Here is a 12,846-nt window from a genome sequence, read left to right on the forward strand (position 1 = left end):
CAGCGTGCGATGTACTCAGCGCGACAACGCCAGGGCTTTTCTCTCTTGAGTCGATTGCGCCCTGGACTGGTTGATCAAGGTGACCGCCAGGGCACCGATCAGGCCGGCCAGGCTGATAGCCATGAAGTTCTGCTGCAGCGGCAGGGCCAACGACACCAGCCAGCCAATCAGCACAGGGGCAACAATCGCGCCGATGCGCCCCACGCCAGATGCGAAGCCGACACCGGTAGAGCGGATTTCCGAAGGATAGAAATCACCGGCGTAGGCATAGGCCAGCAACTGGGTGCCCAGGGTAGAGGCTCCTACCAGGAACACCACCGCGAACAACAATGTGGTATCGCGGGTGAAGCCCAGGAGGGTGAGGGCGATAGCACCGATGATGTAGAAGCACACCAGTACATACTTGATGTTGAACTTGTCGCTCAACCAGCCCCCGACCATGGCGCCGGCGATCGACCCCAGGTTGAAGACAATGACGAAGTTCAATGCAGAGCCCAGGCTGAAGCCCGCCATTGCCATCAACTTGGTCAGCCAGGAGTTGAGGGCATAGACCATGAACAGGCCAGTCATGAACGCGGTCCAGATCATCACGGTGCTAAAGCCGCGACCTTGCTTGAACAAGTCGCGTACCGGGGTTTCCTGGGTGCCCTGCACCGGTACGTTGCCAGTCACCACGGTATTGCTTGCCAGGTTAAAGCCCGGCTCGATCTTCTGCACGATCTCGCGCAGCTCATCCTGGCGACCGGTTCTGAGCAGGTATCCGATCGACTGCGGCATGCTTTTGAGGATGAACGGAATCAGCAGTACTGGCAGGCCTGCAACGTAGAACACCCACTGCCAGCCATAAGTCTCGATCAGTTGCTTGGCGGTGAGTGCCACCAGGATCCCGCCTACCGAATAGCCCGCGAAAACCAGGGTAATCAGGCGAGTACGCAGCTTGAGGGGCGAGTATTCACCCATCTGCGCAGTACACACCGGCAGTACGCCACCGATGCCCAGGCCTGCAATGAAGCGCGCGATGCTGAAGCTGACCGGGTCGTCGGTCAGGCCCGCCACTGCGGTGAAGATGCTGAACAGCGCCACACAGATGGCGATCATGCGCGGCCGGCCGATGCGGTCGGCCAATGTACCGAGGAATATCGCACCCAACATGGTGCCCAGCAGAGCCGAGCCCGCCATGATGCCGGCGCTGGTGGGGTCGACATTCATGTCTTGCATGATCGCTGGCAGTGCCGCGCCGACCACGGCAAGGTCATAGCCGTCGATGATCAGAATGAGCACACACCAGAACAGGATGCGCCCATGAAAACGATTGAACTTTGAATCTCCTGCCAACGCATAGACGTTCACTGATTGCATATCGTGTCTTCCTTCGCTTTTATTCTTGTTTGTGAAGTGCACAGTCGTAATGCCAGGGCCCAATGGGCTACCTGCTGCGAATCCTAGGGGGGTTTACCAATACGTCACATGCCCGGGGGCGTCGTTGTGATTGACCGAAATGGACACCGGCTGTGGCAGTGGGCTTGCACTGCGATGCGATACGACCGATAGATCGCAACCGCGGGGCAAGCCCGCACTTCCATCAGTAAGCGCTTTGCTCTTGTGTGCTGCTGCGGCGATAGGCGCCGGGGCTTACCCCGGTCCACTTCTTGAAAGCGCGGTGAAAGGCGCTGGTTTCCTGAAAGCCTGCCTGCGCGGCGACTTCGCAGACAGTCAAGTCCGATTGCCCGAGAAAGTTGATTGCCATGTCGCGCCTGAGACTGTCCTTGAGCCCTTGGTAACTCACGCCTTCGGCCTGCAAGCGCCGTTGCAGGGTGGAGCTGGACATGCTCAATTGGTTGGCGATCTCATCCAGTGCCGGCCAGTCTTCCGGGCGGTGGTTACGTAGCCGTTGCCTGACCTGGGCACTGAGACTCGCGTCATTGCGGTACTTGACCAGCAGGCTGGCGGGCGACTCCCTGAGGAAGGTCGCCAGGCTCTCGTGGGACTGGGCGACCTTGAGTTTCAAGAAACTTGCGTCAAAACGTACGAGGGTTACCGGTGCGCCGAACTCGATGTGTTCGCAGAAACGCATCCGGTAGTCGCTGTCATCGTTCGGGCGCGGTGTTCGAAAACTCAACGCCTGCAGCGGAATTCGACGATTACCCAGCCAGCACAACAGGCCATGCACGAGGATCAACCAGGTGCCGTAGCTGAACAACCTGCGTTCGATGCCATGGTCGTGAATGATGATATGCGCCGAATCTCCCTCCACCTTCAACTCGCCGTACAGATCGTCCAGCCCCATGCGCAGGAACGCCAGTATTCGCCGAAGCGCTTGCTCCAGCGATTCACAGCCAATGGTTGCATGGCACATAAGGCGAAAGCTGCCACGTCGCAAGGGATGGCTGTCGATGGCGAAGAACTCATCGTCGAGCATGTCCGACAACGCCACCCATAGCCTTGAGAAAGCCGCAGCCGATACCCGCGCGTTTGGGGACAGGAGCAATTGCGGGTCGATGCGCGCTTGCTGCAAGGGAAGGGCAGTACACAACCCCCGTTGGGCTGCGCCAAAAAGGGCTTCACGCACAAGGCTGATGGAGGTGGTTCCCTTGTAGGCAGCGAGCATTGCGTGGTCTCCATCCGTTGATTCAAGCCGGAAAGAAACTTACCAGATGGCCGTAAACGGCGGGGCGCACATTTTTGCATATGCGCCAAGCGTTTAAGGGGTAGGGCAGTGGTGCAACCCGATCAAACATAATAGTGCGTCACGTTGTCCATCACGGCATCGCGACTCGTGTACTGGTCGGGTCTTTTTTGTATGCGCTGCCGCGCACGTTGGTAAACCGCCGAATGCACACCCGAGAAAGGGAAACTGTCCGCAGAGAATACCGGCACGACGACACTCACGCCGCGGCGGTATTCGTAATTGAATGTTTGTGCAATCAGCCCTGAATAGTGTTGGGTGTACTCAATATTTGTGAAGCCTGCAGCCTTCAGCGCCGCAATGACCTGCATGCCTATATAGGTGGACGGCGGTGTGCATCTCAAGCGTGACAGATGACCATCGCCGCCAAATATTTTAATACGGGTGTTGCCTGCACTCATACCGGCGTGATGGATGGCCGCCAGGATCTGACAGACATTGTGGTTTAACTGCTTTTCAGAATCGAAGTGAGCGCACACAAGCCTTCGAGCGGTTGCGTCTTCTCCATACAGGCCAATACACGTCTGTATGGCGGGCATGGAGAGCGACAAGTTTTCGGTAGGGAAGACCCCATAGCTTCCTTGCAGGATGACCGCGCGCATAACATTCTTGTCCTTTTTGAATGGTTTAATGACTGCATTGAATCCGCAACAGGGACTGTACGTGACAGGACCCCGGACAGAATTCGGAAACGTCCTATTTTCTGGCCTCCGGGTAGTTTTGTAGAAGGACGCGCAGCGGATTTGTATGCTGAGACAGTTCTCAAACGGAGGGAGTGCGATGAGGCTGGTCGTTTATGCGGAACGTTGCCAGGGAGCATCGGATCTAACTCAACTAAATGACTATTTAGTTGAGTTATAATTTTGCGTTATCAAAAAAGACGGGGAGTGAGGACGTTTTCGAGAAACCAGATATTGGTATCCTCCTAGGAAACCTCAAAAAGAGTGGAGAGCATATGCCCCAATTAAGCCAGGCTGAAGTCGAAGGGATTTACCTTGAAATCATCAAGCTGGTGAGTGATACGAAACACTTAACATTGAGGCAGGGAACATTACCCGCGAGATTTTCTGATATCCCATGGCTATTGTATTGCATTGGGAGTGATCGCCAGTGTTTCTACCGTAACCACACTGATGATCAAGTTGATCTGATCCCATTCCCAGGAGCAATCCCAGATGCAGCAGCACCTAATGCCATGGATGGTCGAAAGCGCGTACCGTTATTTGACGGCAGCAAAGCATCTTAAGCATTGCGACAACATGCTGCCAATTGCGCAGACCAATGCTGCACTTGGTATGGAAATCCTGCTTAAAAGCTTCGTTTCAAAACCCAATGGCAACCTTGGCCAGGTCTTTGAAACCTACGAACTCGACTACAACGCGATCAAGGCCGCTCACGAGCATTTGAAAGCAGCAGATAGAATTCCAACTCACCGGAAGAACGAGTCTGCTGATAAGCACGATCTGATGCCGCGACGTTTTCACCAAGGCGCGGTATCCATACGAGAAAGATGCCTGGAGCGGTTCCGGTGACATTCTAATCGGGGTCCTGGACGAGCTGATTGACGACGTGGTGGACTGGTATCGCGAGCAGAAATGCCAAGATCTGTTCATCGTGTGCCACGGAATGACGCCGGCCGATTTTCAGCCCAAGCCAGGCAAGGAGCCTGAGCGGTCGTGAACCTGGCTTCAAATCTGTCCACCCAGGGCCCCCGAGTCTCCATAGGAAGCTTCGCATAATGTATATTATGTTAAATTGAATATCTGGAAGCGAGAGATGATCTATCCCCGTTCACCTATAGTGTGAGCTCTACCAGTTAATCGGAAACCACCAACGGTTTCGCGGAAAGCCTTTCAGGTCGCGTACTTGCGTTGCTTACCTAATAAGATTTCTCAGCATCCGCCTCGCCCACCGTCCGATCAATAAGCGGAGCCAGTTTTTACCTAACCCACTGATTTCTCGACTCTTCGAATCACACCGATGATCCGCTTGGAAAAAAATTGCAAGCAGCCTCGTCACCTCGGCTTCGTCTGATTGTTAATCGGAAGAACGAAAAGCCAGTTTCCTCGAATCCAACATCTCGTTGATTTCCCTAATAAAACCCTATGCTTTGGCGAGCGTTCGAGATGTGCTCCCGGTTCGCGTTGTCGCGACTTAACCGGAAGAAAATTCTGGGTTGAGCAAGCCCTGAACGCGACGATTGCCGCACCTCACGACATTGAGTACATTTCGGTGGATGATTTTTTCTGCTAGTGGGAACAGATGGACGTTTCATTCCACCCTTTGCTGACAAGCCAAGGGCTACCTGCGGCGGATGGCTCGGGGAGTTCCGTAGTTGAAATCTGCCTAGTACGAGAATATCTGCAATCGCTTCCCTCCACGCTGCGTGCTCATGACGGCTATAAGCTGTTGGCGGATTACTATAATAAGACTTTGTCGAGGCGCGTGAACGCTAGACAAGAGCTGTATATAATTGAACGACTGCTTCTCTGGTGTTTTTCTATAAAGAAAAAGTCTATTTCCGCGCTTATGGGAAAAGACATATCAAAGTTTATTGATTTCCTAAGGGCTCCCCCGGAAAAATGGCTAGGGAAAGTAGGAGTCAAGCGATTTATAGTGGAGCGAGGTGTTTCAAAGCCCAATCCAAAGTGGCGACCGTGCTCCGCTCCAATATTAGATCCAGAGCGTGTGCGCTTTACCCTGAATAAATTTCTCAGATTTGGTTCTGAATTCATGGGTCTTGTGATATGCCCTCCTTCACCTCAAAAAGCCGGAATCAAGCAGTGCTGCTGTAGAGATGCCGAAAAGCTAGCTGTAGTCTATATGGAGGCATTAGCAACATATCGGCCAGGCAGGGCTGCTAGCGAACGTGGCCTGTTCCTGTTTGCAACCTCTCTATATCTACGCATCAGTCATAGTGAGCTGGCAAAATATTGCAATGAATTTAGTATGCAGTGCTTTTTGGTGACAGCGTACGATAGTGGCTTGTTTAGACTTGCAACGAATACCGGCGTGCTTGAACGGGAATTGCCCAGTGGGTACATGAAATTTTTCTTTCGCTGGCGGGAGTATCTGGGTCTTTCTAAATATCCACAATTCACAGAGCAGCTTCCGATATTCACCCGAAGAGCTCTTGTGAATTTCACTTGTGAGCTCCCTGATATCTGCCCTGGTGGGTATTCACCAACTCAGATACTCAAGTCGCTATTCCTAAGGTGCCCGAATTGCAATAAAAAAGTCGAGGTTAGACAGGCGGCAAGCGTACAGGCGTCCGCGCGATTTAGGAAACGAGTTAGTGACAAGCAGCTGACTCATAGAGCGATTCACGGCGTGTTCTTGCTCTCAAAGAGTAACTGCTCCACCCTCGGAATAGCTCCTATTCCCCTCTTTGGCATGTCTTCTCGAAGTTTCAAGCCTCTAAGTGCTACGCTTAGGGTAAATATGTTGGTGGGGGGGAATAAGTTTTTAGATATCGATGTCTGTCGGGCTGGCGTATCATTTTTTGATCTATTAGCAATGCTAGACTCAAGCCGGCTGAAGCTAATGGCCTTCGAAAAGCTGACACTTTGGTCTATGTTAATTCTGAAAAAGACACCAGCAGAGCTCTTTAGACATGAGGTGGAGCAATTTTACGTATTCTGTATGAACCCACCAGTCGAATGGGTAGTTCAAGGTCGTGCGTTTAGGGACAACGGCTTATATGAGGATCCCGAATTCACAATCAATCAGAATTGGCGTCCGTTTTATCAGTTACCTCCAGATAAAGCGAGCCAGGTAGCACGTGCAAGTCGGATAGTAGGGTGGTGTAATTCATGCTTTGTTACTCTTGTGAAAGCTGGACACTTGCGTGAGAACCCGTTTTCAGATTTTAACAAACGCATAAACTAAGCTTGGAAGCGCTTGCGAATTCCTCAGAAGCCGACCTAAAAATCTAGCTTTACGTTCAGCCAAACGCGAATCGATGAGTGTCTTTGTAGTGGTCAACTAATCCCGGACACGACGTTAAGTTTTTTCTCGGCCTGAGCCGGGGCCAGTCCATTGTTGAACTGATGCGGTCTAATCCAGTTGTACCTATGCATCAGGTAATGGCTGATGTCGCGATTCGCCTCTTGAGCTGTCATATAGCCCACAGTCGGTATCCATTCAGTTTTCAAGCTGCGAAACACACGCTCCATCGGCGCATTGTCCCAACAGTTCCCACGACGGCTCATGCTTTGGCGCATGCGGTAACGCCAGAGCCGTTGGCGAAACTGGCGGCTGCCATATTGCGAGCCCTGATCCGAGTGAAACAAAAGCCCTTGAGGCTTGCCACGCTGCTCGTAAGCCATGTCCAACGCCTTGATGACCAGATCCGCATCCGGCTTGTTCGACAGCGCCCAGCCCACCACTCGGCGCGCGTAAAGATCCATAACCACAGCCAGGTAATGCCATTTCCCTTGAGCCCAGATGTAGGTGATGTCGCCACACCAGACCTGGTTGGGTGCCGGAACATCAAACTCTCGATTCAAGATATTCGGAATGTCAGGCCGCTCGACCGTCGCTTGTTTGTAGGCATGTGATCCAGGTTGTTTGCTGACTAGCGCCAGTTCCCGCATCAGGCCTCGCACCTTGAACCGCCCGATCTGCTCGCCGTCTTCCTGCATCATCGACACGATACTGCGGCTACCGGCAGCGCTTCGACTTTGCGTAAACAGTTCGTTGACCCGACTGCGCAACCGAAGCCGCTCAACGTCGGGACTTCGGCGCCTGAGGCGGTGGGCGTAGTAACACGAACGAGTAACATCAAAGACTGCGCAAAGCCAATCGACCGGCTCTTGGGTACTTAACTGATCAATCAGCGTGTGCGCTCGTGCTCTTCCGACATCAAGAGCGCGGTAGCCTTTTTTAAAATGGATTTCTCCCGCTCAAGGCGAGCGATTCGAGCTTCCAGTTCCTGGATTTTCTGCTGCTCAGGCGTCAGCGCTTTACTCTGCGGAGTAACGCCGGTGCGCTCCTGCTGAAGCTGATTAACCCAGCGGCGCAATGCGGACTCGACCACACCAAGTGAGCGGCTGGCTTCGATATGGCTATAGCCTTGATCGAGCACGAGGCCTGCGGCCTCGCGTTTGAATTCAGCGGAAAAGGAACGACGTTGTTTGGTCATCAGACACCTCTATCTGGCGAGCATTCTCGCCTAAATGGGTGTCCGGTTTCATTAGACCACTACATGGCCGGCCTTAAGGCGAATGCGTTTGGGATGATAGCTCACCGCCATCTTCGCCTGCGAACCCTTTGTTCACCAGGCAAGAGCTAGGCCCTAGCTTACCTCTTCACGATCCGCACATTGATGGCCTGTAGCCCCACACCTATACTCGAGGCACCATATACAGGAGCATCAAATGTCCAGACTCGCCGAATTCCGTGCTTTGGAGCAAAAACTGGCTGCACAGCTGGCCGAACTCGAGACCCTCAAAAACGATGATGGCCTGAAGCGCGAAATCGAATTTGAAAAAAAGCTCCGTAGCCTGCTCTCGGAGTATGGCTACAGCATGCGCAATATCGTAGCCATTCTTGACCCACAATCTGCCAGTCGACGTGCACCAGCCGCTGTGGCTGAAAAGTCCAGCCGCAAGCCTCGTCAGCTCAAGGTCTACAAGAACCCTCACACAGGCGAGCGCGTCGAAACCAAGGGTGGTAACCACAAGACATTGAAAGATTGGAAAAGCGAGTATGGTGCCGACGAAGTCGAGAACTGGTTAGCTAAGTGAATCATCATGAGCAAAAAGGGGGCCTGTGAAGGCCCCCTTTTTTATTTACCCAGAACAGTGATGCCTCTCTGGGCGACCCAACAATTCCCGCCTACTGCACGTTCCAGGTATAGCCAGAACTCCCTGCCCGCTCTAAGGCCACCGCACCAACTCCAGCTCCTTGAGCCGGATGGCCATCGCCGAGTCTGAGACACCGAATTGCTGGGCCAGTGACACCAGGTGCTGGTTGTTAAATCGGGTGCATCGCGCCAGCGCCAGCTCACGTTCTCCCGACTCTTTCGGGGAGTAGAGAAGCCGATCCGGATTGTTGGGGTCGAGGTGATAGGCAATCACGTCACTGAAGCGCAATTGCCCCTTGCAACAGAACATGAACTCGAACCGTTCTCTCACCAGCTTCTGAGGCATTAGGAAGCAGGCGGCGAAGCGATCGGCTTGTCTCTCTGCAGGTGCACGTGGTGTTTGCAGATGACTGCCGTCAAAAGCGCGGTCGCGGTGCATGATAGTGTCTTCGTGGAGCACAAGATGGCCGATCTCATGCGCGCCGGTGAAGAGCTGGACTTTGTCACCAAACTCAGTCGCGACGGCGATCTTGTTCGATTGACGGTCAATCAGGCCCGCGATACGAGTACCGGCGTTGTGCCGATTGAAATGGGTGTCTCCCAGGGTGGGATGCTCATGGTAGTCGTAGCCGCAGACCATGGCAGCGATCCGGGGGCTGCGCATCATCATCGGCGGAACATCTTGATCTGGCCACAGGTAACGGCGATCACGGTAAATCTGCATGAGCAGATCGGTCGCTGCTTTCTCGATATGGGCTTCGTTCATGGCAAAACACCAGATGTAGGCTCTCAAGCACAATTTAGCCCAATATGTAGTGCTTTCAATATGTGCCTAACCCAATATATAGGTTTTGCCGATGAACGGTACGGCTGGTACTGGCCCGCTAAACTCCGATGGGTTCCGAGATCCCTTATAAGATCCGAGCTCTCGTTAGGAACCAGCCACGCTATCGAAACCCATGGTATTTCCTGTCCTGCGACCAAGGAACATAGTGGACTGGGTCGATCTCGGTGCTGAAGCGGACTCCCTGGATTTTGTGAATCACAATGCCGTCTCGAGCTAGACGTAGGCTTGGCTCCGGCGGAGGTACCAGAGGGACGTACCGGGAGGATTGATCTGAGTCTTTAGGTTCCGCTTCCCAGTACTCTGGGTAATACACCAACCTATCTTCATCCGGTTCCCAGAGACTCACATACTCAGCCTTTTGTGTGTCCTCGAGCCTTTCTACCCCACTGGCCTTGTTGAAAAGAATGACGTTCTGCCCCAGTGACGTATCCTGTTGCACCTGCACAGAGGGAAATAAGATACCGTCGAGATTCAGCTTTTCATGGGTTGCAAGGAAATCGGCAATAGCTTGCGTGATCAGATACCCGCTTTCCGCCGAGTCCGGCATAACTGGCATCGTCAGCTGGCGCTGTAAGTCTTTCAGAAACGCGCAGCGTTCGGTGAGGCTCCTGCGAATTGGATTGAAGTAGCTCAACCCCCGATGCGGACGCATTGAAGCCAGGTCGTTCAGGTTGAGAAGCCTCAGAGGCCGGATTACGTCGAACCGCGCGGTAACTACCATGCTGCCAACCGGAGGGCGCACCTCCGCAATTGCCGTGTGGTCATCTGTTGCGCCGTAAAAAACCGAAATTCCCTTGGCGTTCATTCGGCCAGGAGATCCCTTGCCTCCTGGTACCGGGCCGAGATGCTTTTCAGGGTGAGTCAGCGCTTCCTCCATGCTCTGCTCATCCTGGAACACCCTACCCCGTTGGAATGACGAGATTGGATAACCTTGGCCTGCGATCACAATGGCTGAACGGTCGTCCATCGAGCGCAGATCTTCTATGCCGTCGAAGACCATGGTCAGGATTGACCCCACTAAGGGATTTGCCAGTCGGGATTCAAACTGAAGACTGTGCTCCATTTTTCGCCAGCCTACCGTCAATTCCGACGAGGCCTCAGTCTCTTCGACGAAATAGGGGTCGTCGTCATTCTCCGAGTAGCTCCAGGACTCGAGCAGGCGGTCATGGATATCAGAAATTAGGGCCTGATCGGCACCTAGCATGTGCTCCAGGACATCATACAAACTGACGCCGACGGGAGGATAGCCGTGATGAATCACTGAGCCGGGTTGTTGGATAGCCCGGTACGAGGCATGGATTGCTGTTTCGCAGAGTTCTACCAGCTCTTCCATGTCCATGACAGGGAGCTCTCGGTCGCAGTAGTCACACTCGCTGATATCGTTCTCCGAGGCATGATCCTGCAGGAAGGTTTCGGTAAGGCAATCGGTACACACTACTTGACGCATCATTTGCTCCTTGGATGCATTACACGACACCCTATCTACGTCTAGGCGAAGGCCTCTCGCTGATTTAAGCACTTACCCATCGGGTGCCGGCCTTGCCAATGGTTAGGAGCTGCTATCTTTACTGAAGCTCAGCTCCTCAACGGCCCCAAGTCAATCGCCAGGCAGCGAAGGTCAGTTACCTCTGCAACCATGGTGTCGCTGGCCTCGTGATAGGTGAAGGTGCCCAGGAAATAGAACGTTAAGTACCTTACCAGCCGTGCCTGATCGAGAAGTTCATTCACATAGCGCCTTGATCGGTGCTGAGTCATGACCTCATCAGAGACCTGGAGAGAGGCATCTTTTTCCGAAACCTTGTCATAGAAGTTGAATACGAAGCCGGCCCCTACCCGCGGCTCAATCCGCCCACCGCCGTTGTAGACGTATCCTGCAGTGTCAGGCCTGGCCCAAGCCACCTTCTTGAAGTACGAACGCAACGGTATCTCACCACGCCCTGTCACGTTGATCGTTACCTCGGGAAAGAGGTCTTTGAAGGCTTCGCGTGTGTCGTGGTAGTAATCCACTAGTTCACGCAGGTCACCGCTTCGATGCTTCCGATCGGATCGGGTGCCTTCTGCGCCGCCACCGCCCCGTCGACGATTGGCTCCAGCCTCGTCCTCGTCGCCTGGTGCTGCTCGAGGTGGACGTACCACGGGTTGCTCTGGCTGTGTCGGGGGAACAAAGATATCGATTACCGAAGTGAGTTGGCGTTTTGCCAAGCGTGTGCGGGTCTGTACTTCCGTCTCTCCGGGCAACGGCGCATCGCTACCTTCGTCCTCATCTGGCAGCATCCACTCGCAGTCCACATGATGGTCATAGTGCTCGTTGTCTTTGTAATGCGGAGATTTGACGCGCGCTTTTTCGGTCGGGTGGATGTAGTAATTGACGGCTGTGATTTTTGGCACCACCTTGAGCGCCCTGCATTCCGGCGATGAGCACTGGAACAGAAAACGGCTACGTGGCAGGTTTTGGTTGAAATAGGCCTGATGTGCACCGCCTATGGTTAACTCCTGGCCCAACTCCACACAGTACGCCCGGGTAATCCTTCGCTTCGTTCGCATCTCCAGCCTCAACGCAAAAGCTCGAGACTAACTCGCCCGGGTTAGAGCGCCAAGGCCCGAGCTAGAGCTGTCAGCTAATACCTTGGTCGAAGACGGTGTCATCGGAAAGGTGGCGTGGGCCGCAAGTCTTACGGGTTGCTGAGTAGATGAATGCGTGACCGCTTAGCCCATTCCTGGCCCGCTAAACCCGCCCGGTTTGGGCTTAGACTTAGGCTTTGGAGGCTCATAGCTTGTAGAGTCCAGCCAATTTTTCAAATCGCCAACCGAGGAAAACTCCATCATGAGTAACTCACCCCCGTCAGGGTGGTCAACAATCAGCTCGATCCCAGACTCACCATCGTCTTCCAGGCTCATCAGCCAGTCGGTGTAGCGCTCAAAGGTTACAAAGTCGGTTCCGAGATTGCCTGAGAGGAAATCCTCAACGAGATGCTTGTGCTTGAGCATCGGGCCATGATTCGGATTCTCCTCCACCAGCCCGGACTCCTCACCGAAGATGTGCTGATTGCAAACTTCGGAGTAGTAGGCGTTAAAATTCACCCCGCGTCTCTTCGCTGAGTTTACCACCTCCATTTCAGACCAACCCACGTAGTGGCACTCTAAGCTCAAGCTTCTCCAGTCCTCTTCTACATCCAGTATTCGGCAGAGCTTAAGGCGTCTCGACTTACGGACTTCATGCTTAATATCCGATTTTTCGTATTTGAATTCAACCATAAGTATTTTTGTATGATTGGTGAACAAATAGTCTGCACCGAGAACAGTATCTTGCCCGTCTAGAGAGCAGCGAGTGACCTGTCGACCAGAGTCCAACGCACGTTGCTCCATGTACTTGGAGAAAGCGTCAATTACGGATTGCTCGTGTTTTCTTTTCACTATTTTCCTGAATTGGTCATCAATTAACTTTGCACAGCCATGGGATGTTCACCTCCCAAGATTCGGGGCTATCGTCCCTGCTTTAAATACGAC

11 protein-coding genes are annotated in these 12,846 nt (G+C 53.4%); 3 read left to right on the forward strand and 8 right to left on the reverse strand.

From position 1 onward, the window contains the following. Positions 1-15 precede the first annotated feature (15 nt). The 3 genes from ABVN19_RS09230 to ABVN19_RS09240 form a co-directional block, all read right to left on the reverse strand. A complete protein-coding gene (locus ABVN19_RS09230; protein ID WP_105641286.1) occupies positions 16-1,359 on the reverse strand; it encodes an MFS transporter in 1,344 nt (447 codons plus the stop codon). Between the two features lie 223 nt (positions 1,360-1,582). Beyond that, positions 1,583-2,608, reverse strand: a complete 1,026-nt coding sequence (locus ABVN19_RS09235; protein WP_105641285.1) for an AraC family transcriptional regulator — start codon at positions 2,606-2,608, stop codon at positions 1,583-1,585. Positions 2,609-2,730: 122 nt separating this feature from the next. Further along, positions 2,731-3,288, reverse strand: a complete 558-nt coding sequence (locus ABVN19_RS09240) for a hypothetical protein (RefSeq protein ID WP_028945210.1) — start codon at positions 3,286-3,288, stop codon at positions 2,731-2,733. Positions 3,289-3,861: 573 nt separating this feature from the next. On the opposite strand from ABVN19_RS09240, the gene ABVN19_RS09245 reads away from it, so the two are divergent. Both ABVN19_RS09245 and ABVN19_RS09250 read left to right on the forward strand, forming a co-directional pair. Then, positions 3,862-4,218 (forward strand): hypothetical protein, encoded by a 357-nt coding sequence (locus ABVN19_RS09245; RefSeq protein ID WP_256585748.1) that lies wholly within the window; start codon positions 3,862-3,864, stop codon positions 4,216-4,218. Between the two features lie 730 nt (positions 4,219-4,948). Further along, the gene (locus tag ABVN19_RS09250) at positions 4,949-6,574 is read left to right on the forward strand and encodes a hypothetical protein (RefSeq protein WP_146117313.1); all 1,626 of its coding nucleotides are present in this window, start codon (positions 4,949-4,951) and stop codon (positions 6,572-6,574) included. 92 nt (positions 6,575-6,666) lie between these two features. Here the strand turns inward: ABVN19_RS09250 and ABVN19_RS09255 are convergent. Further along, a protein-coding gene (locus ABVN19_RS09255; RefSeq protein ID WP_105641270.1) for an IS3 family transposase occupies positions 6,667-7,829 on the reverse strand; the annotation gives its coding sequence in 2 pieces (ribosomal slippage) (positions 6,667-7,574 and positions 7,574-7,829; 1,164 coding nt in all). Between the two features lie 235 nt (positions 7,830-8,064). Here ABVN19_RS09255 and ABVN19_RS09260 point away from each other — a divergent pair. Beyond that, positions 8,065-8,433, forward strand: a complete 369-nt coding sequence (locus tag ABVN19_RS09260) for a histone-like nucleoid-structuring protein, MvaT/MvaU family (RefSeq protein WP_105641269.1) — start codon at positions 8,065-8,067, stop codon at positions 8,431-8,433. A gap of 132 nt (positions 8,434-8,565) precedes the next feature. Here the strand turns inward: ABVN19_RS09260 and ABVN19_RS09265 are convergent, their stop codons facing one another. The 4 genes from ABVN19_RS09265 to ABVN19_RS09280 all read right to left on the reverse strand — a co-directional run bounded on the left by ABVN19_RS09265 (position 8,566) and on the right by ABVN19_RS09280 (position 12,753). Further along, the gene (locus ABVN19_RS09265) at positions 8,566-9,258 is read right to left on the reverse strand and encodes an ImmA/IrrE family metallo-endopeptidase (RefSeq protein ID WP_053256027.1); all 693 of its coding nucleotides are present in this window, start codon (positions 9,256-9,258) and stop codon (positions 8,566-8,568) included. A 181-nt stretch (positions 9,259-9,439) separates the two neighbouring features. Then, positions 9,440-10,786 (reverse strand): RES domain-containing protein, encoded by a 1,347-nt coding sequence (locus tag ABVN19_RS09270; RefSeq protein WP_105641268.1) that lies wholly within the window; start codon positions 10,784-10,786, stop codon positions 9,440-9,442. A 128-nt stretch (positions 10,787-10,914) separates the two neighbouring features. Continuing rightward, positions 10,915-11,847, reverse strand: a complete 933-nt coding sequence (locus ABVN19_RS09275) for an ATPase (RefSeq protein ID WP_146117312.1) — start codon at positions 11,845-11,847, stop codon at positions 10,915-10,917. A gap of 198 nt (positions 11,848-12,045) precedes the next feature. After that, positions 12,046-12,753, reverse strand: a complete 708-nt coding sequence (locus ABVN19_RS09280) for a hypothetical protein (RefSeq protein WP_105641266.1) — start codon at positions 12,751-12,753, stop codon at positions 12,046-12,048. Between the last annotated feature and the right edge of the window lie 93 nt (positions 12,754-12,846).

It is taken from the genome of Pseudomonas vranovensis (genome assembly GCF_040438935.1).
GTDB classification, from domain to species: domain Bacteria; phylum Pseudomonadota; class Gammaproteobacteria; order Pseudomonadales; family Pseudomonadaceae; genus Aquipseudomonas; species Aquipseudomonas vranovensis.